This is a genomic window from Bradyrhizobium sp. KBS0727, from assembly GCF_005937885.2.
Taxonomy (GTDB): Bacteria; Pseudomonadota; Alphaproteobacteria; order Rhizobiales; family Xanthobacteraceae; genus Bradyrhizobium.
The window spans coordinates 905041-927283 of sequence record NZ_CP042176.1; the positions used below are offsets into that span (position 1 = coordinate 905041).

The 22243-nt window shown below is 64.1% G+C and carries 23 protein-coding genes and 2 tRNA genes; 16 read left to right on the top strand and 9 right to left on the bottom strand.

Translation table 11 applies throughout. From position 1 onward, the window contains the following. Positions 1–9: 9 nt before the first annotated feature. Entirely contained in the window at positions 10–1239 is a 1230-nt protein-coding gene (hemA, locus tag FFI89_RS04255; RefSeq protein ID WP_138833201.1) for a 5-aminolevulinate synthase, read from the bottom strand. A 282-nt stretch (positions 1240–1521) separates the two neighbouring features. On the opposite strand from hemA, the gene FFI89_RS04260 reads away from it, so the two are divergent. Further along, entirely contained in the window at positions 1522–2145 is a 624-nt protein-coding gene (locus FFI89_RS04260; protein ID WP_138833203.1) for a trans-aconitate 2-methyltransferase, read from the top strand. A 203-nt stretch (positions 2146–2348) separates the two neighbouring features. Here FFI89_RS04260 and FFI89_RS04265 read toward each other — a convergent pair whose 3' ends face one another. The 4 genes from FFI89_RS04265 to FFI89_RS04280 all read right to left on the bottom strand — a co-directional run bounded on the left by FFI89_RS04265 (position 2349) and on the right by FFI89_RS04280 (position 7233). Beyond that, positions 2349–3410: an MBL fold metallo-hydrolase gene (locus tag FFI89_RS04265; RefSeq protein ID WP_138833205.1), complete on the bottom strand. Its 1062-nt coding sequence runs from the start codon at positions 3408–3410 to the stop codon at positions 2349–2351. A gap of 213 nt (positions 3411–3623) precedes the next feature. Then, on the bottom strand, positions 3624–5768 hold the full coding sequence (locus tag FFI89_RS04270; protein WP_138833207.1) for a methyl-accepting chemotaxis protein: 2145 nt from the start codon (positions 5766–5768) through the stop codon (positions 3624–3626). 201 nt (positions 5769–5969) lie between these two features. Next, the gene (locus FFI89_RS04275) at positions 5970–6692 is read right to left on the bottom strand and encodes an outer membrane protein (RefSeq protein ID WP_138833209.1); all 723 of its coding nucleotides are present in this window, start codon (positions 6690–6692) and stop codon (positions 5970–5972) included. Between the two features lie 220 nt (positions 6693–6912). Continuing rightward, positions 6913–7233, bottom strand: a complete 321-nt coding sequence (locus tag FFI89_RS04280; RefSeq protein ID WP_138836081.1) for a DNA-binding transcriptional regulator — start codon at positions 7231–7233, stop codon at positions 6913–6915. A gap of 98 nt (positions 7234–7331) precedes the next feature. Here FFI89_RS04280 and FFI89_RS04285 point away from each other — a divergent pair, with 98 nt between their 5' ends. Next, positions 7332–7577: a hypothetical protein gene (locus FFI89_RS04285; RefSeq protein WP_138833211.1), complete on the top strand. Its 246-nt coding sequence runs from the start codon at positions 7332–7334 to the stop codon at positions 7575–7577. 14 nt (positions 7578–7591) lie between these two features. Here the strand turns inward: FFI89_RS04285 and FFI89_RS04290 are convergent, their stop codons facing one another. From FFI89_RS04290 to FFI89_RS04300, 3 genes are all read right to left on the bottom strand, one after another. Next, positions 7592–9061, bottom strand: a complete 1470-nt coding sequence (locus FFI89_RS04290; RefSeq protein ID WP_138833213.1) for a GH1 family beta-glucosidase — start codon at positions 9059–9061, stop codon at positions 7592–7594. 94 nt (positions 9062–9155) lie between these two features. Beyond that, positions 9156–10172, bottom strand: a complete 1017-nt coding sequence (locus FFI89_RS04295) for a family 16 glycosylhydrolase (protein WP_138833215.1) — start codon at positions 10170–10172, stop codon at positions 9156–9158. Positions 10173–10301: 129 nt separating this feature from the next. Beyond that, positions 10302–10376: transfer RNA gene (locus FFI89_RS04300), tRNA-Thr, on the bottom strand. 634 nt (positions 10377–11010) lie between these two features. Between FFI89_RS04300 and FFI89_RS04310 the strand changes: the two genes are divergently transcribed. From FFI89_RS04310 to FFI89_RS04375, 14 genes are all read left to right on the top strand, one after another. Next, positions 11011–12714, top strand: coding sequence for a cyclic nucleotide-binding domain-containing thioredoxin-disulfide reductase (locus FFI89_RS04310; protein WP_138833219.1), 1704 nt, complete (start codon positions 11011–11013; stop codon positions 12712–12714). A gap of 62 nt (positions 12715–12776) precedes the next feature. Then, positions 12777–13085, top strand: coding sequence for an EthD family reductase (locus tag FFI89_RS04315; protein ID WP_138833221.1), 309 nt, complete (start codon positions 12777–12779; stop codon positions 13083–13085). Between the two features lie 4 nt (positions 13086–13089). Further along, a complete protein-coding gene (locus FFI89_RS04320; RefSeq protein ID WP_138833223.1) occupies positions 13090–13401 on the top strand; it encodes a UBP-type zinc finger domain-containing protein in 312 nt (103 codons plus the stop codon). Between the two features lie 177 nt (positions 13402–13578). After that, on the top strand, positions 13579–14070 hold the full coding sequence (locus FFI89_RS04325; RefSeq protein WP_138833225.1) for a hypothetical protein: 492 nt from the start codon (positions 13579–13581) through the stop codon (positions 14068–14070). 122 nt (positions 14071–14192) lie between these two features. Continuing rightward, positions 14193–15017 carry an alpha/beta fold hydrolase gene (locus FFI89_RS04330; RefSeq protein ID WP_138833226.1) on the top strand — a complete coding sequence of 275 codons (825 nt, stop codon included), beginning with the start codon at positions 14193–14195 and terminating at the stop codon, positions 15015–15017. Next, on the top strand, positions 15014–15673 hold the full coding sequence (locus tag FFI89_RS04335) for an NAD(P)H-binding protein (protein WP_138833228.1): 660 nt from the start codon (positions 15014–15016) through the stop codon (positions 15671–15673). Before FFI89_RS04330 ends, FFI89_RS04335 begins: the two co-directional genes overlap by 4 nt. A 235-nt stretch (positions 15674–15908) precedes the next feature. Continuing rightward, the gene (gene murA / locus FFI89_RS04340; protein ID WP_138833230.1) at positions 15909–17198 is read left to right on the top strand and encodes a UDP-N-acetylglucosamine 1-carboxyvinyltransferase; all 1290 of its coding nucleotides are present in this window, start codon (positions 15909–15911) and stop codon (positions 17196–17198) included. Positions 17199–17231: 33 nt separating this feature from the next. Further along, positions 17232–17687 carry a DUF2948 family protein gene (locus tag FFI89_RS04345; protein ID WP_138833232.1) on the top strand — a complete coding sequence of 152 codons (456 nt, stop codon included), beginning with the start codon at positions 17232–17234 and terminating at the stop codon, positions 17685–17687. A gap of 200 nt (positions 17688–17887) precedes the next feature. After that, positions 17888–19183, top strand: coding sequence for a histidinol dehydrogenase (hisD, locus tag FFI89_RS04350; RefSeq protein ID WP_138833234.1), 1296 nt, complete (start codon positions 17888–17890; stop codon positions 19181–19183). After that, positions 19180–19683: a UPF0262 family protein gene (locus FFI89_RS04355; RefSeq protein WP_138833236.1), complete on the top strand. Its 504-nt coding sequence runs from the start codon at positions 19180–19182 to the stop codon at positions 19681–19683. Before hisD ends, FFI89_RS04355 begins: the two co-directional genes overlap by 4 nt. 110 nt (positions 19684–19793) lie before the next feature. After that, the gene (locus tag FFI89_RS04360) at positions 19794–20261 is read left to right on the top strand and encodes a low molecular weight phosphatase family protein (protein ID WP_138833237.1); all 468 of its coding nucleotides are present in this window, start codon (positions 19794–19796) and stop codon (positions 20259–20261) included. A 227-nt stretch (positions 20262–20488) separates the two neighbouring features. Further along, positions 20489–21112, top strand: a complete 624-nt coding sequence (locus FFI89_RS04365) for a Maf-like protein (RefSeq protein ID WP_138833249.1) — start codon at positions 20489–20491, stop codon at positions 21110–21112. Then, positions 21102–21305 (top strand): DNA gyrase inhibitor YacG, encoded by a 204-nt coding sequence (gene yacG, locus FFI89_RS04370; protein ID WP_138833250.1) that lies wholly within the window; start codon positions 21102–21104, stop codon positions 21303–21305. Before FFI89_RS04365 ends, yacG begins: the two co-directional genes overlap by 11 nt. A gap of 135 nt (positions 21306–21440) precedes the next feature. After that, positions 21441–21516, top strand: a tRNA-Phe gene (locus tag FFI89_RS04375). 199 nt (positions 21517–21715) lie between these two features. Here FFI89_RS04375 and FFI89_RS04380 read toward each other — a convergent pair. After that, a complete protein-coding gene (locus tag FFI89_RS04380) occupies positions 21716–22204 on the bottom strand; it encodes a hypothetical protein (protein WP_138833252.1) in 489 nt (162 codons plus the stop codon). Between the last annotated feature and the right edge of the window lie 39 nt (positions 22205–22243).

The window sequence follows — 22243 nt, forward strand, 5'->3', positions numbered from 1 at the left end:
AGGGTAGGGTTACTCGGCCGCCAGCGATTTCCGCTTCAGCGGCAGGCCGAGGCGTTCCCAGACCTGCAGCAGCGCGTCGGCGAGGCCGTCGATCAGGCCGTCGTCATGGTAGGGCGAGGGCGTGATCCGCAGCCGTTCGGTGCCCTTGGCAACCGTCGGATAGTTGATCGGCTGGATGTAGACGCCGTGCTCTTCGAGCAGGATGTCGCAGGCCTGCTTGCACTTCTCGGGGTCGCCGACGAACAGCGGCACGATATGGGTATCGCTCGACATCACGGGCAGGCCGGCAGCGGTCAGGATCGCCTTGACGCGGGCGGCGCGGTCCTGGTGGCGCTCGCGCTCCCAGCTCGAGGTCTTGAGGTGGCGGATCGCCGCGGTCGCGGCCGAGCAGATCGCCGGCGGCAGCGCGGTGGTGAAGATGAAGCCCGGCGCGTAGGAGCGCACGGCATCGATGATGTCGGCATTCCCTGCGATATAGCCGCCGAGGCAGCCGAAGGCCTTGGCGAGCGTGCCTTCGAGCACGTCGATGCGGTGCATGACGCCGTCGCGTTCGGCGATGCCGCCGCCGCGCGGGCCGTACATGCCGACCGCATGGACCTCGTCGACATAGGTCATGGCGCCGTATTTCTCGGCGAGATCGCAGATTTTCGACAGCGGCGCGACGTCGCCGTCCATCGAATAGAGGCTTTCGCAGGCGATCAGCTTGGGCCGGTCGGGACCTGCCGCGATCAAGAGCTGTTCCAGGTGCTCGACGTCGTTGTGGCGGAAGATCTGGCGCTCGCAGCCGGCCTGGCGGACGCCTTCGATCATCGAATTGTGGTTCAGCGCATCCGACAGGATCAGGCAGTTCGGGATCAGCTTGGCGATGGTCGAAATGCCGGTCTGGTTCGAGACGTAGCCCGAGGTGAACAGCAGTGAGGCTTGCTTGCCGTGCAGGTCGGCCAGTTCGGCCTCCAACTGCACCAGCGGATGATGGGTGCCGGCGATGTTGCGGGTGCCGCCAGCGCCGGTACCGACGCGGGTGGCGGTCTCGACCATGGCGCCGACCACCTTGGGGTGCTGGCCCATGCCGAGATAGTCGTTGGAACACCAGATCACGACGTTGCGCGGGCCCTTCGGCGAATGCCAGAGCGCATGCGGGAACCGGCCTGCGATGCGTTCGAGGTCGGCGAAAACCCGGTAGCGCCGCTCGTCATGCAGGCGGTTGAGGGCGGCACTGAAAAATTGGCTGTAATCCATCGCGAGACCCGAAACGGACAGGCCGGGTTGGCCGTCCTCTTGTTAGCTCCGCCTTTTTAGAGCTTTTCCAGGTTTCGTGTCGAGCCGATTCGGGCCTCTCGGTAATGTACCGGAGGACGGGAGGGTTGCTCCGAGCGCGGAGCAAAACTTGATCCCGATCAACATGCTAGGCGCGATTTGCGGCCCCGGTATTTGGCGGCCTGCGCTCACAAGCGCGTCAGGTGCTACGATCGCTTTTTCGAGCGGCTGCGAAATGCGGCCGGACTATCGCGGGAGGCCGCATTGGAGCGTGAAAGCCGGCAGGCCCATTGGGAAGACGTCTACGCCAAGAAGGCGGAGAACGAGGTCAGCTGGTTTCAGGAGAATCCGGCGCCGTCGCTTGAGGCCATTGCGCTGGTTGGCGCCACCAAGGCCTCGGCCATCGTCGATATCGGCGGCGGCGCCTCACGGTTGGTCGATCAACTGCTCGGACAAGGTTTTCAGGACGTCACCGTGCTCGACCTGTCCGGCGCTGCGCTGGAGATGGCGAAGGCACGGCTGGGCACGCAGGCCGCAAAAGCCCGATGGATCGTCGCTGACGTGACGGCCTGGCAGCCGCCGGCGACCTACGACATCTGGCACGATCGGGCGGCATTTCACTTTCTCACCGATGCGAATGACCGCGCCGCCTATGTCGCCTGCCTCAAGCGCGGCTTGAAGCCCGGTGGGCATGCGATCATCGCCACCTTTGCGCCCGACGGCCCCGAGCGCTGCAGCGGGCTGCCGGTGGTGCGCTACGACGCCGATGGCCTCGGGCGCGAGTTCGGTCGTGAGTTCAGGCTGCTGCAGACGCGGCGCCACGAGCACGCGACGCCCTGGGGGTCGCGGCAGGTGTTCCAGTTCAGCGTGTTTCGCCGCGAGGAGTAGAGGGGGATGAAATTAGGTTGGGCCGCGACGACGGACCAATTTTTTTCGCGTGCCCCGGACGCAAGTAGCACGAGTGCTGCGAGCCGGGGTCCATTCTACTTTGCATGGGGTTGTTTTCACGATTTTGCGTCTGGACCCCCAGAACCTCCGGATGTGCTGTGCTGGCGCTCACCGCGAGCCGATTCAACTCCAACCCATCATGCCTAGGTGGTGCGGAACCGCAGCACGCCGTCGGTCACTTCCGAGGTCAGGCGGCCTTCGTTGAGCATGTAATTGACATGCGCGATCAGTTCGCCGGCGGCAAAGCCCATCTGGTGCACGTCGAGCTCGTATTTGTGGAACACGACCGGCACCAGTTGCCGCGAGGTTTGCGGAACCACACGGCAGGCTTCCGCAATCAGCCGGCAACGATCCTCGTGATGATCGGCCAACTGCTTGATCCGCGTCTTCAAGCCGTAAAACGGCACGCCGTGGCCGGGCAGCACCATGACGTCCCAGGGCAATGTCGTGGTCAGGCTCGCCAGCGAGGCCAGATATTCGCCGAGCGAATTCTGGTCGGGCTCGACCGCCCAGACGCTGACATTGGGCGAGATCTTGCTCAGCACCTGGTCGGCGGACAGGAACAACTTGTCGGCGGCGCAATACAGCATCACCTGATCCAGCGCGTGGCCGCCGCCGGTGATAACCTTGAAGCGCCGCGTTCCGATCGAAATCTCGTCGCCATGCGAGATGCGGTGATAGGACGGCGGCAGCACCGAAACGCGCTTCAGGTAATCCTGGCCGCGGCCGAGCAGCTTGTCGGTCAGGTCTTCGTCCATGCCGTGGCGGCGGAAGAACAGCCGCTGCGCCAGCTTGCGTTCCTCGGTGCCGCGGTTCTGGTGGTAGACCGATTGCAGATATTCGACCTGCGACATCTGTAGGGGGCAATTGAAGCGTTCGACGATCCAGCCGGCGAGGCCGACGTGATCGGGATGCGAATGGGTCACGATCAGCCGGGTGATCTTCACATGCCGGAGCGGGCCCTCGAACAGCGTGGTCCAGGCCGCGATGGTTTCCTCATTGCCGAACCCGGAATCGACCATCGCCCAGCCGTCGCCGTCGGCGAGCAGGTAGATGTTCACGTGGTTGAGTCGGAACGGCAGCTTGAGCCGGACCCATAATACGCCGGGCATGACCTCGACGACCTGATCGTGGCCCGGGTGGTTTTCCCAGGGGTATCGCAATGCCTCGGCCGAGGACTGAACCGTGTCTGTTTTTGTATCCATCGCTACGGCTTAGCCGCACCAACGGCGCGGCGCTAGCCGAAAAAGCGAGGGTGGGTTTGGATAAAAGACATGGGTTGAGGGGACCTGGGCCCTCTCGATTTGAACCGTCATTCCGGGGCGATGCGCAAGCATCGAACCTAAGGGGTGCAATTGCACCCCTGGGGAATCTCGAGATTCCGGGTTCGGTCCTGCGGACCGCCCCGGAATGACGACTTACGCCGCCCGGATATTCGACAGGAACGCGTCGATTTCCGCGCGCAGCACGTCGGCCTCGCGGCGGAGCGCGCCGGAGGCGGTCAGTACCTCGTTGGCGGCGGTTCCGGCTTCGGTCGAGGCTGAGGAAACGCCGACGATGTTGCTGGAGACCTCGCTGGTGCCGCCGGCGGCATGCTGGATGTTGCGCGCGATCTCGCGCGTCGCCGCACCCTGTTCCTCGACCGCGGCTGCGATCGCGGTGGTGACGTCGTTGATCTCGCTGATCGTAGAGGAGATGCTGCGGATCGCCGATACCGCCGACGTCGTCACCGTCTGCATGCTGCCGATCTGCTGGCGGATCTCGTCGGTGGCCTTTGCGGTCTGGTTGGCGAGGCTCTTCACTTCGGACGCGACCACGGCGAATCCCCGGCCGGCTTCACCGGCGCGGGCGGCTTCGATGGTGGCGTTCAGCGCCAAGAGGTTGGTCTGCGAGGCGATAGTCTGGATCAGATCGACCACCACGCTGATGCGGCCGGCATTTTCGGCCAGCCCCTGCATGGTGGCGTCGGTGGCGCCGGCTTCCTCGACCGCCTTGCGGGCGATCTCCGCCGAGGTGACGACCTGGCGGCCGATCTCCTCGATCGAAGACGACAGTTGTTCGGTGCCCGACGACACGGTCTGCACGTTGACCGAGGTTTCCTCGGCGGCGGAAGCCACCGCGCTGACCAGCGCACTGGATTGATCCGCGGTCGTGGACATGCTCTGCGCGGTCGTCTGCATCGAGCCCGCCGCCGACTGCAGGCTGTCGAGTGCCGTGCGAACGGTGGTTTCGAACTCGACGATGCGCGTTTCCATCCGGGTGGCGCGTTCGGACTTGGCGATGCGGTCCTTGTCCTGGTCGGCCGAGAGCGCGCGGCCCTGGATCATGCTCTCGCGGAACACCAGGAGCGAATCGGCCATCGCCGCGATCTCGTCCGTCTGGTGGCTCTGGTAGATCTCGGATTCGAGGTCGCCGCTCGACAGCAACTGCATCGAACGCTGCAGGCTGCGGATCCGCCGCAGGATGTTGCGGCCGACATAGAGCCAGACGAACAGGATCGAGCCTATCAGCGTCAGCACGCCGAGCCCGAGCATGACCATGGTCGCCAGCGAAATCTCCTGGCGCGCCTGCCAGGTCGAGGCGTCGGTTTCCTTGCGGACGCCGTCGACGAGCTGCTGCACGCTGATGCCGAGACCGACATTGAGCTTGCGGGTTTCCTCCAGAATGGTCTCGCCGTAGTCGATGGAGTCGAGTTCCTGCTGGCGGATCTTGAAGACGCGGGTCTTGCCTTCGCCGAGCGACAGCAGTTTCAGCGCCGCCTCGGTCAGCGCCTTGGTGCTGGCGTTCTTGGGCAGGGTCTCGAGGTTGGATTTGACGCGCGACTGCGTCTCCTTGAATTCCTTTTCGATGGCTTCCAGCGTGTCGCTGGTGTTGGCCGACAGCGCCGCCGTCATGTCTGAGGCCATCAGGTTGGTGCTGGCGATCACGTTGCCGAGCAATTCGACGTTGCGCGCCGCCTCGCTGGCATCGTCGGTCGAAAGATTGGCGGCGCCGAGCACCGCGTTGATCCGGGCCTGCGCGTCCATCATCGCCGGCGCCGAGGTGGTGACGAAATCGGCCTGCGCCTTGCGCAAGGCGGCGTATTGCTTGTCATGCAGGGCGGCAACGTCGAGCCGCTCGCGCGCCGCCGAGCCCAGGCTCTTGATCATGTCGTCGATGTTCTTGACGGTCTCGTTGAGCGCCGCGACCACGTTCTTGTCGGCGCCGAGCTCGATGATCTCGCCGAGTTTCTGCAGCGCCAGTGTCTGGGTTTCCTTCATCTTCTTGGAGCGTTCGTTCAGCGCCTCCTCGCTGCGCGAGGCCAGCAGCGCCGGCCCCTGGCTGGCAAGGCTCGCGCTCTGCGCCGAGAGCTGCAGGCTGGCGGCGAGGCGGGGGATATCCCGTCCGCTGAGGTCGACCATGGTTCCGCCGAGACGTCCGAGCACCAGGCCGGCGCCGGCGCTGATGACGATCGCCATGCCGGCGATGACGGCGAAGGCGACGAACAGGCTGCCCCTGACGCCGAACCGCGGAAAGCTGAAACCCTTGAGTTTGAATTTGCCTATTCTGAACCGAAACGCCATCTGTCCGCCGCCCCCGACTACGCTACCTTGGGATGTTTCCTCGCGCGGCAGTATCGAGGTACCCGGTTAACAAGTCGGGAAAACGCGAGCGTTTTTCGGGATTTTTCGGATGCGACAGGGTTTTAGACGCGGCCAAAACGACGAAGGGCCGGCATGAAGCCGGCCCTTCCAATCTGTTGCGCAACCTCCCGCTGAGGGCGATCAGTAACGTGCGACGACCGGGCCGCCGATGTTGAAGCGGTAGTTGACGCCGACTTTCAGCGTGTGCTCGTCGTTGCGCCAGCTGCCGAACGGCGCCAGCACGCCCGGGGTCACGAAACGGGTGCTGCCGAAATCGTAGTACATGTACTCGGCCTTGGCCGACCAGTTCGGCGCGAACATGTATTCGAGGCCGGCGCCGACGGTGTAGCCGTTGCTGTGGTTCTTATCCAACGTGAAGGGGACGTTGGCGCCCAGGAGGGTCAGCGTGTCACGGTTGTCGGAATAGGCGTAGCCGCCTTTGACATAGACCAGACCCGGACCCCAGGTGTAGCCGACGCGGCCGGTGATCGAGCCGAGGCCGCGCTGGTTGTTGTTGTAGATGGCGCCGCCCGGAAACGTCGCATTGACGAAGTTGCCGCTGAGCCAGCTGTACTGGCCCTCGACGCCGAGAACCCAGTTCGGAGCGAACTGGTAGTCGGCGCCGGCCTGCAAACCGCCGAGGAACCGGGCGCTGTAGTCGCTCAGCACCAGGCCGTTGAAATTGTTGCTGCCGGCGAAGGCGCCGCCGATGTGACCGCCGATGTAGAAGCCGGTCCAGTTGTAGATCGGCGCGACGTAGGCCGGCGCCTTGTTGTTGTAATAGGGCCGCGCGCCGAGATCGGCGCCAAGGGCCGGGGCGGCGAACGCTGCGAGAGCCACGGTGGCGAGCAGGAACTTCTTCATGATCTTGGTCTCCGAAAGGGTTGGGAGACACCGCGTGCGGGCGTCGTCCATGGCCGGCAGTTAGACAGCTTTTGAATAAAATGCTGTCACTGGCCGGACACAGTGGATGGCAACCCAACCCATTGGCGGATAAACGTTTTTCGTACTTAACAGAGGCCTAATCAAAGCTGAAGAAAGGCTTAATTTTCGTAGCCCCCACGGGCCTCCCGGCAAGCTTTGTTTAACCAATGCGCCGCCGCACGTCGCCGCGCATCTGCTCGCGGAAGGCTTGCCGGCGGGCAGGGCGGTCCTTCACCGCAACGTCGTGGCGGTCGAACACGTTGAACATGTCGAGGATCGGATAGTGGTCGCTGGCCATCGCCAGGATCCGAAGCAGTTCAGCGACCGGCCCGCTCGGACCCGAGACTTCCCATTTGCGGATGGTGTTGGCGCCGCCCTCTTCCGGCAGCCCGCAGAGTTTTGCCATGTCGGCCACCGTCAGCTTCTGGCCGATGGCCTCACCGAGATGTTCGCGCAGTTTCTTCAATTCCGGGCCGGTCACGGTTTCTCCGTTCAAGCGATTTCTGTGAAGTGCGTCACACACGGCGCGCGGGGGTGCAAGCTATACGCAGCGCGTTCGTTACCCAAGAGGAGGCCACCATGCGCCGGTTGATCGAAAGCCTTACCCCCGGCGACCATATCTACTGGAGATGGGTCGGCGGCATGTTCGCTCTTTATGTTGTGCTGATGATCGCGGCGGCAGGTGTATTCGTCCATCACGAATCATCCCGAAAGCTGGCGCAGGAAGCCGCCATGACTGTGGCAATCGACGCCAAACTGCGCTCGATCGTGCAGACCTCGATCCAGGCCCCGATAGCGCCGCACCGCGTCGCCGACAACTATTGAAACCAGTCGGCGCTTCAGGCGCCGATCGCGTTCTGCGCCACGACCTCACGGTAAAACGCCGCGCTGAGCTTCGCAGTCCGGGCCTGGGTCTCGAAATCGACGTGGTAGAGCCCAAAACGCTTTTCGAAACCGAAGATCCACTCGAAATTGTCCATCAGGCTCCACAGGAAATAGCCGCGAACCGGCACGCCCTCGGCGGTCGCGCGCTGCAACTGCCGGAGATAGTTGCGCAGGAACATGATGCGATCGAGATCGTAGACCTGGCCGTCGGCTGAAAGCTTGTCCTCCGACGAGGTGCCGTTCTCGCTGATGTAGATGGTGTCGATGTTCCAGATTTTGGCGGCCAGCCGCGGCGCCCAATAGATGACTTCCGGACCGACCCGCAGCCACTCCGAATTCATGTGCGGAAACGAAGCGGGGAACGGCAGGACTTTCCAGCCCGGCTTCTGGTCGGAGGCGGTGATGTAGAATTGCGGCGCGTAGATATTGAGGCCGACGAAATCGTTCTTGGCGCCAATGATCTTCAGTTGCTCGGCGGTGAATTTCGGGGCGTCCTTGCCGGAATATGCGAGGAAGCCGTCGGTGTACTTGCCCTCCAGCATGACGCCGAGGAGGCCAGCGTTCAGTTCGCGCGTCGCCATCTCGGCGGCGCGGACGTTGTCCGGCGTGTCGAACGCGGGCACGCAGGCCGCGATATTCTCGGCCGGGCCCACCTTAGTGCCGGCGCGCGCGTGAGCGCGGATCGCCTGCACGGCGAGGCCGTGCGCCAGCACGACGTGATGCCGCGCCTGGTTCAGTTCGGCGGCCGGCAGTTTGAGGCCGGGCGCGTCGATGCCCCATCCGTAACCGAAGTTGAGGAAACGTCCGGCTTCGTTGAGCGTGAAGATGTTCTTCACCCGGTCGCTCAGGCGCTCCGCCACATAGCCCGCGTAATCGGCGAACGCCTTTGAGGTGTCGCTGGATCGCCAGCCGCCGACCCGGTCCTCGAGCGCCTGCGGCAGGTCCCAATGATAAAGCGTCGCGTAAGGCTCGATGCCGTTGGCGAGCAGTTCGTCGATCAGGCGGTTGTAGAAGTCGAGGCCCTTGGGGTTGGGGGCGCCGGTGCCGTCCGGAAATATCCGCGGCCACGCGATCGAGAATCGATAGGCCTTGACCCCGAGCGATTTGATCAGGCCGACGTCTTCCTTGTAGCGGTGATAGTGATCGTTGGCGCGGTCGGCGTTGGTGTGATCCTCGATTCTGCCCGGCGAGTGCGCAAAGGTGTCCCAGATCGAGCGGCCGCGGCCGTCCTCGTTGACCGCGCCCTCGATCTGATAGGCCGAGGTGGCGGTGCCCCACAGGAAGTCCTTCGGGAAGCTGGCAGCCGCGTGCCGGTCCACCGCCGGCACGGGCTGGCTCTCCACGGTATTCGCCGCGGCCGCCACTCCGAGCGCGGAAAGGCCGGCAAGCTTGCCGAACTGGCGGCGCGAGAATTTTCCGAACATCATGTCTCCGTCAGTAAAGCGTTTTCCAGCGAAGTGGAAACCGGTTCGCGTCAAGAAAACGCGTCAAATTAAAAAAGCTAGAGCCGTTTCGGCTCTAGCGCTCGTCGATTTGATAGGCGGAAATCCGGTCGATCTCGAACGCGACCGTAACAGGCGACGCGCTGTCGACGAAACCCACGCCGGGAAAATGATTCGAACCCATCGCCAGGTTCACGATCATGTACATCGGATCGTCGAAACCGATGGGGACCTTGATCTCCGATACCGGCTTGCGGTCGATGAAATAGGTGATGCGGTCCGGCTGCCACAGCACACCGTAATTGTGGAAAGTACCCGCCGTGTCCGCGACTGCGAAGTCGAAGCCGCAGGATTCCACGCGCTGCGTGGCCGGTACCCGCCAATGCGTCGTCATCACGATGTTGTCCCGCTTGGGCCCGCGACCCTCCAGCACGTCGATCTCCGGCGGCCAGCCGCCGTCGTCGGCGAGCAGCCAGAACGCCGGCCACACCCCGATCCCGGCCGGTATCTTCGAGCGGATCTCGAAATAGCCGTGCTTCTGCGAGAACCGGCTCTGCGTCGTCAGGATGCCCGATACATATTCATTGTTGAACAGCACCGGCTTGAGAGCGGCAGGGGTGCGGCTGGCGACGATCGAGAGAATGCCGTCGTGCACCCTGAACGGGTCGAGCCCGAGCGGCACCGTTTCGCGCCCGCCGTAGCGCGGATCGACATAGATCTGCTGTTCGCCGTTGTAACTGTCCTTGCGCCGGAAGTCGGAACCGTCGCCGCCCCAATACCGTATTTCCGGCCACGCCGCGCCGCCGGCATAGTGCGGCACCCAGCGGTCGTCCGACAGCGGATGGGTGTCGAAATCGTCGTTGAAGGTCCGGTGCAGCGAGACCTGCGCCAGCGATGCCGGGTCCGTCGTTTCGAAACGGCGGCAGGTGTCGCCAAGCGAAGCGGTTGTGACCTGCAAGGCAAGCGTTTGCGGCGCGCCGGCGAGATCGTCCTGCGCCAGCGCTGGTGCTGACGTAAAGAGGCAGGCGATCAAGCCCAACAGGCGCGGCGTCAATGCGTCGATCCCCAGGGCATGCGGCGACGACGAAGCCATCCGACGTCTCACCCCTCATCGCGATTTCGGATGAGAGGCTAATGCAGGATCGTGCCGGGCGGAATCAAATCATCGACAGAAACGCGACGCGTCAGCTTTCCGGAACGCGCGAATTGGGAGGGAAAGAACTGGTGCTGCCAGACAGGATTGAACTGTCGACCTCTCCATTACCAATGGAGTGCTCTACCACTGAGCTACGGCAGCATGCCCGGTATCGAGGGAGTCGGGCCAAAAGGCCCCCACCGGCGGGCGGTTCTTGCCACAAGGACCCCTCTGGCGCAAGCACGCGGCGGGGCCTGGAATGGCCCAAATTGGGCAAAAAATGACACAAGCCGCCCGTGACGGGTGCGATCCGGTTCCCCGTCGCCGCCATCGACGCCCGTACGGGTCGTGAACGTCCGAATCATGGCCGCTGATCGGGCTTTTGCCGGTGTCGGCGGATGTACCGCGGTCCACCGAAACCCGTTATGGTCCGGCAACAGCGACGCCCGCCGGTCACATGTGCCGAGCGGCTCCGATCAACGGCGTTTTCGACAGGCCCGCATGAAGGACGACCAAGCCAGGCGCGAGGGAAAAGCGAGCGCGGACACGAAGGATCCGCGACGGGATCGCCTCAAGGCCGCGCTGCGCGAAAATCTCAAGCGGCGAAAGTCGCAAGCGAGAGGCCGCGACGACCTCGGGGCCGCATCTTCCGAACGCGCCGATGCCTCCCTAGATGACGCAGGCGGAGAAAAGCCGGGCCAGTAGCCGTCGGGATATGCCCGGTGGCTCGCCGGATGGCGTCCGGCGGGTTCTCCTCGCGGTTTTCTTCCCGGTTCTCTTGATTTGTGGGCGACAAATGAGTGCAGACACCTCGGCCGGTTCGGCGATCGGCGCGACTTCCTTTAAGTTTCCGCGTCACGAGCAGACGTTTCCGACGCTGACGCCGCATGAAATCGAGCGCATGCGCCGGTTCGGCGAGCCGCGCAGCTTCAAGCACGGCGAGACCCTGTTCGAGACCGGTAAACCGGGGCCCGGCATGTTCGTGGTGCTGTCCGGCCATGTCACGATCACCCAGCGCGACGGGCTCGGCCACGTCACGCCCGTCATCGATCAGGGACCGGGGCAATTTCTGGCCGAAATCGGCCAGCTCTCCGGCCGCGTCGCGCTGGTTGACGGCCATGCCGACGGCGACGTCGAGACGCTGTTGATCCCGCCGGACAAGTTGCGCGCCCTGCTGATCGCTGAAGCCGATCTCGGCGAACGCATCATGCGGGCGCTGGTCCTGCGCCGCGTCAACCTGATCCAGGGCGGCGTCGGCGGCCCGGTGCTGATCGGTCCGGCCTCGCTCGGCGACATGGCGCGGCTGCAGAATTTTCTCGCCCGCAACGGCCAGCCGCATCATCTGATCGATCCCGCCGCCGACAAGGACGCCGCCGACCTCGTCGCGCGCTATTCGGCCTCGCGCGGCGACCTGCCGCTGGTGGTGTGTCCCGACGGCACCGTGCTGCGCAATCCGTCCGAGACCGAGCTTGCGATGGCGATGGGCATGATCGGCAACCACGCGCAGCACAAGCTCTACGACGTCGCCGTGGTCGGCTCTGGCCCGGCCGGCTTGGCCACCGCGGTCTATGCGGCCTCCGAGGGACTGTCGGTCGCGGTGTTCGACGCGCGGGCGTTCGGCGGCCAGGCCGGCGCCAGCGCCAGAATCGAAAACTATCTGGGATTTCCGACCGGCATTTCCGGCCAGGCGCTGGCCGGCCGCGCCTTCAACCAGGCGCAGAAGTTCGGCGCCGAGATGATGATCCCGGTCGCGATCACCTCGCTCGATTGTTCGAACCAGAGCGGCGCCTTTGCATTGGCGACCGAATGCGGGCAGCAGTTGCGCGCGCGGTCGATCGTGGTCGCGAGCGGCGCGCGCTATCGCCGGCCGGACATCGAAAATCTCGACGCGTTCGAGGGCCGCGGCGTCTGGTACTGGGCCTCGCCGATCGAGGGGCGGCTATGCGCGGGTCAGGACGTCGTGCTGGTCGGCGGCGGCAATTCCGCAGGCCAGGCCGCGGTGTTCCTGTCGGGCCACGCGCGCAAAGTGTATATGGTGATCCGTGGCGGCGGGCTCGGGGCCAGCATGTCGCGCTACCTGATCGACCGCATCGAGGCCGCGCCCAACATCGAACTGATGTTCAACACCGAGGTGGTGGCGGTCGAGGGCAGTGACGGCTCGCTCGAACGGGTGCGCTGGCGCAGCCGCTTTGCGCCCGACATCCACACGCTCGATATCCGCAATCTCTTCCTGTTCGTCGGCGCCGATCCGGCGACCGGCTGGCTCGCGGGTTGCGGCGTGACGCTCGACCGCGGCGGCTTCGTGGTGACGGGCGCGCAGTCCGAACAGAACCACGGCCGCCCGGTGCCGCCGCTGGAAACCTCGGTGCCCGGCGTGTTCGCGGTCGGCGACGTGCGCTCGGGATCGGTCAAGCGCGTCGGTGGCGCGATCGGCGAGGGCGCGCAGGTGGTGGCGGCGCTGCACGGCTATCTGGCCGATGCCATGAAACCGGCGCTATAGTCCCAAGTACTGTAACTCCAGCATTGGCAACTGCCGATACGACAACAAAAGGGAGAAGCGCCTTGGCCGACCTCGTTGTGCTCTACAAGACCCCGACCGATCCCGCAGCCTTCGACAAATATTATTTCGACACCCACGTTCCGCTCGCCAAGAAGCTTCCGGGCTTGCGGAAATACACCGTCAGCAAGGGACCGATCGCAACCCCCGGCGGCCCGTCCGCGCTGCATCTGATTGCGACGCTGACCTTCGACAGCATGGCTGCGATCGGCGCCGCTTTCGCCAGCCCCGAGGGCAAGGCCACCGCGGCCGACGTGCCGAAATTCGCGACCGGCGGCGTCGAGATGAGCTTCTTCGAAACCGCCGAGGTGTGACGCAATGGCGTCCAAAGGCTGCACGCATATCGCCGGTATCAGGGACGTCACGCCGAGCGCGCTCGGCTGCGAAGAATGCCTCAAAATCGGAAGCCCGTGGCTGCATTTGCGGATTTGCCGCACCTGCGGCCACGTCGGCTGCTGCGACGATTCCCCCAACAAGCACGCGACCGCGCATTTTCATGCCACCGGCCATCCCGTGATCGAAGGCTACGATCCGCCGGAGGGCTGGGGCTGGTGCTATGTCGACGAAGTGCTGTTCGATCTGTCGAAACGCAAGACGCCGCACAACGGCAAGATACCGCGCTACTACTAGGATCGGTCACTTCCTGCCGCGTTTTGTGACAATCGTGCAAAAGATTCATGCACGTTGATACTTTGGTCGAAGCGTGGATGCACATGGCTGTGTTGATCAAGTTGTGTTGGCGGCGTGTGGCAATTTCCACCGCCACGTCGTAGCCTGCCCGCCGGTTTCCAACGAAGGGGGCGCATCATGATACTCGGTATGAGCTTGGCGACGTTCACATTGGTCCATGTGATCATCAGTCTGGTTGCGATCGTCGCGGGCCTCGTCGTGATGTTCGGCATGCTCGGCTCGCGGCGGCCGGGCGGCCTTACTGCGATCTTCCTGCTGCTCACCATCCTCACCAGCGCCACCGGCTTCCTGTTTCCGTTCACGCAATTGCTGCCGTCGCACATGGTCGGGATTCTCTCGCTGGTGCTGCTGGCGATCGCCTGTATCGCGCTTTACGCCATGAAGCTTGGCGGCCCGTGGCGCTGGATCTACGCGCTGACGGCGCTGCTGTCGCTGTACTTCAACGTGTTCGTGCTGGTGATTCAGGGCTTCCTGAAAATCCCGGCATTGACCGCGATCGCGCCGGGCAATCCGCCGTCGGGACCGGTGTTCGCGGTGGTCCAGGGCGTCGTGCTGGTGTTCTTCGTGCTGATGATCATCGGCGCGATCAGGCGCTTCCGGCCGCTGTAATTTTCGTCGTTCCGGGGCGATGCGCAGCATCGAACCCGGAAGTTCGCGCTGACAACCTCTGGATTCCGGGTCCACGCGAAGACGCGTGTCCCGGAATGACCGCGTAGCAGAAGGAGTTTCCCATGCCGACCATCACCACCAAAGACGGCGTCGAGATTTTCTACAAGGACTGGGGCTCGGGTCAGCCGATCGTGTTCAGCCACGGCTGGCCGCTGTCATCCGATGACTGGGACGCGCAGATGCTGTTCTTCCTGAACAACGGCTTTCGCGTCATCGCCCACGACCGCCGCGGCCACGGCCGCTCCACCCAGACCGGCGACGGCCATGACATGGATCATTACGCCGACGATCTGGCGGCATTGACGGCGCATCTCGATCTGAAAAACGCAGTTCACGTCGGGCATTCCACCGGCGGCGGCGAGGTGGTGCACTACATTGCCCGCCACGGCGAGAGCCGGGTGGCGAAGGCGGCGATCATCTCGGCGGTGCCACCGCTGATGGTACAGACGCCGGCCAATCCCGGCGGCCTGCCGAAGTCGGTGTTCGACGGATTTCAGGCCGCGCTCGCCGCCAGCCGTTCGCAATTCTATCGCGATGTCGCGGCGGGACCGTTCTATGGCTACAACCGGCCCGGCGCCAAAGCCTCGGAGCCCGTCATCCAGAACTGGTGGCGGCAGGGCATGATGGGCGGGGCGAAAGCGCACTACGACGGCATCGTCGCGTTTTCGCAGACCGATTTCACCGAGGATCTGAAGAAGATCAACGTGCCCGTGCTGATCATGCATGGCGACGACGACCAGATCGTGCCTTACGCGGACTCCGGTCCGCTGTCGGCAAAACTTCTGAAGAACGGCACGCTGAAGACCTACAAGGGTTTTCCACACGGCATGCCGACCACGGAAGCGGCGACCATCAATGCCGACCTGCTGGCGTTCATCAAATCATGAAAGTGATCTTGTTCGGCGCCACCGGCATGGTCGGGCAGGGCGTGCTGCGCGAATGCCTCGTCGATACCGGCGTCGAGCGCGTGCTGGTGGTCGGGCGCAGCCCGACCGGATTGCAGAATGCCAAGCTGCATGAAGTCCTGCACGGCGATTTCACGAATTTCTCCGCGATCGAATCGGAGCTCACCGGATACGACGCCTGCTTCTTCTGCCTCGGCGTTTCCTCGGTCGGCATGGATCCGGAGCGCTACCGGCATCTGACGTATGACCTCACCATGGCGGCGGCCACGACCTTGGTGCGGCTGAACCCGAATATGGTGTTCACCTACGTCACCGGGCGCAGCACCGACTCCACCGAACAGGGCCCGCAGCGCTGGGCCCGCGTTAAAGGCAAGACCGAAAACGACCTGCTCAAGCTGCCGTTCAAGGCGGCCTACATGTTCCGCCCCGCCGGCATCCAGCCGCTGCACGGTGTGCGGTCGAAGACCGCCTGGGTCAATGCGATCTATGTCGTGTCAGCGCCGCTGTTGTCGTATCTGGCGCGCACGCGGCCGAAGTTCATGACGACAAGCGAAAAGCTTGGCCGCGCCATGATCAGCGTGGCCCGCAACGGCTATCCGAAGTCGATCCTGGAGAGCGAGGATATCAACGGGTTCTGAGCTGTCATTCCAACCCCGTCATTCTGGGGCGCGCGTCAGCGCGAACCTCAGATGTGCAACTGCACATCGGGGGAGTTCGAGATTATAACCTCTAGATTCCGGGTTCGCGCTACGCGCGCCCCGGAATGACGGTGGTGGCCGCGGCCCCATCCCATCAAATCGCCGCAAATGTCCCGGCTTTTGCCATCGGCGCGTGCGACCTGTAGTTATGCATGGCAAAAAATGGGGGGTGGGGATGGACCGCATTCGTATTGTCGGCGGCAGCAAGCTCAATGGCACCATCGCCATTTCAGGTGCGAAGAATGCGGCGCTGCCGCTGATGATCGCAGGCCTGTTGACCGAAGGGACGCTGATCCTCGACAACGTGCCGCGGCTTGCCGATGTTGCCCAGTTGCAGCGCATACTCGGCAATCACGGCGTCGACATCACCTCAGTCGGCAAGCGGCCCGGCGACCGCGAGTATCAGGGCCAGACCCTGCATATTTCGGCGGCCAACATCATCGACACCACAGCGCCCTACGAACTGGTGTCGCGGATGCGCGCCAGTTTCTGGGTGATCGCGCCGCTGTTGGCGCGGATGCACGAAGCCAAGGTCTCGCTGCCGGGCGGCTGCGCGATCGGCACGCGGCCGGTCGACCTGCTGATCATGGCGCTGGAGAAGCTCGGCGCCGAACTCGTCATCGATGGCGGCTACGTGGTCGCGAAAGCCCCCGGCGGCTTGCGCGGTGCTGCGATCGATTTTCCCAAGGTGACGGTCAGCGGCACCCATGTCGCTGTCATGGCGGCGACGCTCGCCAAGGGCACCACCGTCATCAGCAACGCCGCCTGCGAGCCCGAGGTCGCCGACGTCGCCGATTGCCTGAACAAGATGGGTGCGCGGATCACCGGGGCGGGCACGCCGCGCATCACGATCGAAGGCGTCGCAGAATTGCACGGCGCGCGGCATACCGTGCTGCCGGACCGCATCGAAGCCGGCACCTATGCGATGGCGGTCGCGATGACCGGCGGCGAGGTGCAGCTCGCCGGCGCGCGGCCTGAACTGCTGCAGTCGGCGCTCGACGTGTTGACCGAAGCCGGCGCGGTGATCTCCGTCAACGATGAAGGCATTCGCGTCAGCCGGAACGGCGCCGGCATCCGGCCGGTGAAGGTATCGACCGCGCCGTTTCCGGGCTTTCCCACCGATCTGCAGGCGCAACTGATGGCGCTGATGGCCTGCGCCGGCGGCGCCTCGCATATCACCGAGACGATTTTCGAGAATCGCTTCATGCATGTGCAGGAGCTGGCACGATTTGGCGCCAGGATCGCGCTCGACGGCGAGACCGCGACCATCGACGGCACCGCCAGGCTGCGCGGCGCCCCGGTGATGGCGACCGACCTGCGCGCCTCGGTGTCGCTGGTCATTGCCGGCCTTGCCGCCGAGGGCGAAACCATGGTCAACCGGATCTATCACCTCGACCGCGGTTTTGAGCGGCTGGAGGAAAAGCTGTCGGCCTGCGGCGCCTCGATCCAGCGCATCAGCGATTAGGATGCACGCACGTTTAAGGTAGGGGATTTTGCGATGCCCGGGCCCGAACCGCTCAAATTGATTGCACTCGACGCCGACGACCTCTCGGTGATCTCGGCCCATGTTCAGAACGCGCGCGTGCAGACCTCCGACATCGTCTGGCGGCAGGACGAAAAGCGGCTGGTGGTCGGCATGTCCAGGCTCGACTGGGAGCAGACCCTGTCGGGTGGAACCGCCCCGCGCCGGTTGATCGCGGCGCTGCGCTTCGATCGGGTGCTGGCCTGCAAGTCGCGCAACATCGACCTGGAGCAACCGGGCGCGGTGCTGGAACTGGTCGGGATCGAATTCCATCCTGACGAGGCCCCGGCGGGCAGCGCGCTGTTGCTGTTCAACCATGGCGGGGCGCTGCGGCTGGACGTCGAATGCCTGGAATGCGAGCTGACCGACCTCGGCAGCGACGATCTCGGCACCAGCGATGCGGGCGCGGAATCGTCCGGTTTGGGGGCGTAGACCCGCTGCCGTAGGGTGGGCAAAGGCGCCCTTCGCGCCGTGCCCACCATCTTCGACCGCCGACGAGGACCACTTATGGTGGGCTCGCTTCGCTTAGCCCACCCTACGGGTCCGGTTTCCGGGTGCGCAAGGGTTGACGACCTCAGGCCGCCGCGCCATTGAGCATAGACCTCTGGATTACGTCCCGTCAGAAAGCCGCCATGCCCGTTCGCCTCGACAGAAACAGCGCCGATTTCGACGCGCGGTTTACGGCATTTCTCGCCGCCAAGCGTGAAGTCTCCGCCGATGTCGAGCGGGCGACCCGTGCCATCGTCGACGACGTGGCGGCCCGCGGCGACGCCGCCTTGATCGAGGCGACGCGCAAATTCGACCGGCTCGAGATCGCGGCCGGAGCCTTGCGTGTGACCGCGGCCGAGATCGATGCCGCGGTGAAGGCTTGCGACACCGAAACCCTCGACGCGCTGAAATTCGCGCGCGACCGGATCGAGCTGTTCCACCGCCGCCAGTTGCCGAAGGACGAGCGCTTTACCGATGCGCTCGGGGTCGAGCTCGGCTGGCGCTGGAGTGCGATCGACGCGGTCGGTCTCTATGTGCCCGGCGGCACCGCCGCCTATCCGTCCTCGGTGCTGATGAATGCGGTGCCGGCCAACGTGGCCGGGGTGCCGCGGGTGGTGATGGTGGTGCCGTCGCCCGACGGCAGGCTCAATCCGCTGGTGCTGGCGGCCGCTCACCTCGGCGGCGTGTCCGAAATCTACCGCGTTGGTGGCGCGCAGGCCGTCGCTGCTTTGGCCTATGGCACCGCGACCATCGCGCCGGTCGCGAAAATCGTCGGCCCCGGCAATGCCTATGTCGCCGCCGCCAAGCGGCAGGTGTTCGGCAAGGTCGGCATCGACATGATCGCCGGCCCCTCCGAAGTGCTCGTCATCGCCGACTACACCGGCAATGCCGGCTGGATCGCCGCCGACTTGCTGGCGCAGGCCGAGCATGATGCGAGCGCGCAGTCGATCCTGATCACGGACAGCGCGGGCCTTGCCGCCGATGTCGAACGCGCGGTGGAATCGCAACTGGCGACGCTGCCGCGCGCGGAAATCGCGCGCGCCTCGTGGAATGATTTCGGGGCCATTATTCTGGTGCAAAAGCTCGACGAGGCGGTCGAACTCGCGAACATGATCGCGGCCGAGCATCTGGAAATCATGACCGCGGATGCGGAAGCCCTGTCGGCCAAGGTCCGCAATGCCGGCGCGATCTTCCTCGGGCCGCATACGCCGGAGGCAATCGGCGATTACGTCGGCGGCTCCAACCACGTGCTGCCGACGGCGCGTTCGGCCCGGTTCTCGTCGGGGCTCGGCGTGCTAGACTTCATGAAGCGCACTTCGATTCTCAAATGCGGGCCGGAGGCGTTGCGCGCGCTGGGGCCTGCCGCGATGACCTTGGGGAAGGCCGAAGGTCTCGATGCTCATTCACGCTCCGTCGGATTGCGTCTCAATTTGTCATGACCAGGCCGCCACCAGACGAGGACGCCCAGAACCGCATCGTTGCGGTGACGCTCGACGAGGAATCGATCGGGCGTTCCGGTCCCGATATCGAGCATGAGCGCGCGATCGCGATCTACGATTTGATCGAGCAGAACCTGTTCGCGCCGGAAGGCGCTATCGGCGGCCCGTTCACCTTGCATCTCGCGATCACCGGCAACCGGCTGGCGTTCGACATCCGCCACGAGAACGGCTCGCCCGTGGTGGCGCATCTGTTGTCGCTGACGCCGTTCCGCCGGATCGTGAAGGACTATTTCATGATCTGCGACAGCTACTACCAGGCGATCCGCACCGCGACCCCCGACAAAATCGAGGCGATCGACATGGGCCGCCGCGGCATCCACGACGAAGGCTCGCGCACGCTGCAGGAACGGCTGAAGGGCAAGGTGCGGGTCGATTTCGAAACCGCCAGGCGGCTGTTCACGCTGATCTGCGTTCTGCACTGGAAGGGTCAGGACGCATGACCCCGAAAAGTGCGAAGCGGTTTTCGGATCAGGTCATGCGTCAAAAAAAGAGCATGACGTTGGAGCGGATTTTCGAAAGGCTGACGCCCCAAACAAGAGCGGCGTGACGCATGGTGGCGCTGTCGAGCGCACGCACTCCGCAAGCCGTGCTGTTCGCGTGCGGCTTCAACAGCGTGCGTTCGCCGATGGCCGAGAGCCTGCTGCGCCAGATGTTCCCCCACGCGCTCTATGTCAAATCCGCCGGCGTCAGGAAGGGCGAGCTGGATCCGTTCGCGGTCGCCGTGATGGCGGAGCTCGGGCAGGATATTTCCGGCCACAAGCCGATGACCTTCGCGGAGCTCGAGGACTGGGAGGGGCTCAATTTCGACCTCATCATCACGTTGTCGCCGGAAGCCCACCACAAGGCGCTGGAGCTGACGCACACGCTGGCGGCCGATGTCGAATACTGGCCGACGCCGGACCCGACCACGATGGAAGGCAGCCGCGAGCAGAAGCTCGGGGCTTATCGCGAGGTTTGCGACGGGCTGATGATGCGGATCCGCCGCCGGTTTTCGAGGGTCGGCGTGGCCAACGAGTAGGACGCCCTTTCCGTCGTCCATACGCCGCGGCGGAGCGATTTGAGCGGTGCCAGCCGCCAGATTTCATTTGAATGACACAGGCCTGTGGTTATGGGCCCCTGCGTCCGCAGGGGCGACGAAGAATCGAAGCCGCATCAATCACTTGTTCCCTAGTTGTGGAATGCAGCCCCTTCCGATAGGTTCCGCGCGCGTTCGCCCCCGAATCCTTCTCGCCTGACGAATCCCGCATGCTTGGCCGTCCCAAATTCGTTCTCGCTTCCGGTTCGCCGCGACGGCTGAGCCTGCTCAACCAGGCCGGCATCGAGCCCGACGCGCTGCGTCCCGCCGACGTCGATGAAACCCCGAAGCGGGGCGAACTGCCGCGCGCCTGCGCCAATCGCCTGGCGCGCGCCAAGGCGGACGCCGCGCTGAAATCGGTTCAGCTCGACGACGAGCTGCGCGGCTCGTTCATTCTCGCGGCCGACACCGTGGTCGCGGTCGGTCGCCGCATCCTGCCCAAGGCCAACCTGGTCGACGAGGCCTCGCAGTGCCTGCGGCTGTTGTCCGGGCGCAACCACAGAGTCTACACGGCGGTGTGCCTGGTGACGCCGAAGGAGGCGTTTCGCCAGCGCCTGATCGAGACCCGCGTGCGCTTCAAGCGCCTGAGCGAGGACGACATCCAGGCCTATATCGGCTCCGGCGAATGGCGCGGCAAAGCCGGCGGTTATGCGGTGCAGGGCATCGCCGGATCGTTCGTGGTCAAGATGGTCGGCTCCTACAGCAACATCGTCGGCCTGCCGCTCTACGAAACGGTCACGCTGCTCGGCGGCGAGGGGTTCCCGATCCGCTTCGGTTGGTTGAATGCCAGCTAAGCCTCCGAGCGCGGCGGGTTCGGCCGGCGATTCGACGCCGTCGGCCAAGCGCTGCCCGGAATGCGGCAAGCCCGCGAATCCTGCCACCCTGCCGTTTTGTTCCCCGCGCTGCCGCGACGTCGATCTGAACCGCTGGCTCTCCGGCTCCTATGTCATCCCCGGCAAGGAGACCGACCCGGAAGACGCCGAATAATCGTGTTTTGCCAATAATTTGGGGGCGGATGCGAAGCCGGGCCGCGCCTAGCGAAGCCAACGGCGAAGCTGGGTGGACACGGCCGCCTCACCCCACTATAAACCGCCCGCTCGCACGGTCTTTGACCCCGAGTATGCCCAGGTAGCTCAGTTGGTAGAGCATGCGACTGAAAATCGCAGTGTCGGTGGTTCGATCCCGCCCCTGGGCACCATGACTTCTACCCACCAAGTGTCGGTGGTTCGATTCCCGGTCTCACGCCAGATGAAGCGTTATGGAACACGGTGATGAGTCATGAACGACTCTCACATGGGTAGGAATCTGGGTAGCGACGAAAATCGAACCTGACGCCCTACCCAGCCAATTTGTCCGTGGTTCGATTCCCACTAAACGACGCTGACGCCAGTTGGTCATCATGACATCGCTGGTCGGCACTTATATTCCCAAAAACCGCGCTTCCCAATCGACAAGAGAATGCCGTCGCGCACAATCACTCGCCCATCACTTACCTTGGACGACAATGCACGAATTCGCATCTCCTTGGTCTTAGCGTCGATCTCCTTCATCCACACAACATCCGTGATCAGATTATTGAATTTTCCTAAAGCCGGATCGGCGTTGCGGACGATGAGTCTTATCGTTGAAGGAGACGTAATCTGTGCGTCGTCTACAAAGGTGACGGCAATTGGGTATCCTGCGCCGAAATCAAGCTCGCGCTTTGCCCGTCCGTCATCGTCTTTGACGTAAATTTCGCGAAAGTTTCTCTGCGTTGGGGGCTGGTCGCACGTGGTGCTCCAAACGCCAACCAAGCCAAAGCGCTCTAATACATTCCAAGTGGCCTCAGCAGAGAATGCTGAACACGGCATCAGAAGGAAAAAAATGAGTGCTGCTGCCTTGATCATGTCACGCTACAAGGGCGATCCGCCAACAAATTCACTGGG

Excerpts from the sequence above, each read along its gene's own strand:
- hemA (WP_138833201.1), bottom strand. The coding sequence starts at position 1,239 with ATGGATTACAGCCAATTTTTCAGTGCCGCCCTCAACCGCCTGCATGAC.
- FFI89_RS04265 (WP_138833205.1), bottom strand. The coding sequence starts at position 3,410 with ATGGATACAAAAACAGACACGGTTCAGTCCTCGGCCGAGGCATTGCGA.
- FFI89_RS04270 (WP_138833207.1), bottom strand. The coding sequence starts at position 5,768 with ATGGCGTTTCGGTTCAGAATAGGCAAATTCAAACTCAAGGGTTTCAGC.
- FFI89_RS04275 (WP_138833209.1), bottom strand. The coding sequence starts at position 6,692 with ATGAAGAAGTTCCTGCTCGCCACCGTGGCTCTCGCAGCGTTCGCCGCC.
- FFI89_RS04285 (WP_138833211.1), top strand. The coding sequence starts at position 7,332 with ATGCGCCGGTTGATCGAAAGCCTTACCCCCGGCGACCATATCTACTGG.
- FFI89_RS04290 (WP_138833213.1), bottom strand. The coding sequence starts at position 9,061 with ATGTTCGGAAAATTCTCGCGCCGCCAGTTCGGCAAGCTTGCCGGCCTT.
- FFI89_RS04295 (WP_138833215.1), bottom strand. The coding sequence starts at position 10,172 with ATGGCTTCGTCGTCGCCGCATGCCCTGGGGATCGACGCATTGACGCCG.
- FFI89_RS04310 (WP_138833219.1), top strand. The coding sequence starts at position 11,011 with ATGAGTGCAGACACCTCGGCCGGTTCGGCGATCGGCGCGACTTCCTTT.
- FFI89_RS04320 (WP_138833223.1), top strand. The coding sequence starts at position 13,090 with ATGGCGTCCAAAGGCTGCACGCATATCGCCGGTATCAGGGACGTCACG.
- FFI89_RS04325 (WP_138833225.1), top strand. The coding sequence starts at position 13,579 with ATGATACTCGGTATGAGCTTGGCGACGTTCACATTGGTCCATGTGATC.
- FFI89_RS04330 (WP_138833226.1), top strand. The coding sequence starts at position 14,193 with ATGCCGACCATCACCACCAAAGACGGCGTCGAGATTTTCTACAAGGAC.
- FFI89_RS04335 (WP_138833228.1), top strand. The coding sequence starts at position 15,014 with ATGAAAGTGATCTTGTTCGGCGCCACCGGCATGGTCGGGCAGGGCGTG.
- murA (WP_138833230.1), top strand. The coding sequence starts at position 15,909 with ATGGACCGCATTCGTATTGTCGGCGGCAGCAAGCTCAATGGCACCATC.
- FFI89_RS04345 (WP_138833232.1), top strand. The coding sequence starts at position 17,232 with ATGCCCGGGCCCGAACCGCTCAAATTGATTGCACTCGACGCCGACGAC.
- hisD (WP_138833234.1), top strand. The coding sequence starts at position 17,888 with ATGCCCGTTCGCCTCGACAGAAACAGCGCCGATTTCGACGCGCGGTTT.
- FFI89_RS04355 (WP_138833236.1), top strand. The coding sequence starts at position 19,180 with ATGACCAGGCCGCCACCAGACGAGGACGCCCAGAACCGCATCGTTGCG.
- FFI89_RS04360 (WP_138833237.1), top strand. The coding sequence starts at position 19,794 with ATGGTGGCGCTGTCGAGCGCACGCACTCCGCAAGCCGTGCTGTTCGCG.
- FFI89_RS04365 (WP_138833249.1), top strand. The coding sequence starts at position 20,489 with ATGCTTGGCCGTCCCAAATTCGTTCTCGCTTCCGGTTCGCCGCGACGG.
- yacG (WP_138833250.1), top strand. The coding sequence starts at position 21,102 with ATGCCAGCTAAGCCTCCGAGCGCGGCGGGTTCGGCCGGCGATTCGACG.
- FFI89_RS04380 (WP_138833252.1), bottom strand. The coding sequence starts at position 22,204 with ATGATCAAGGCAGCAGCACTCATTTTTTTCCTTCTGATGCCGTGTTCA.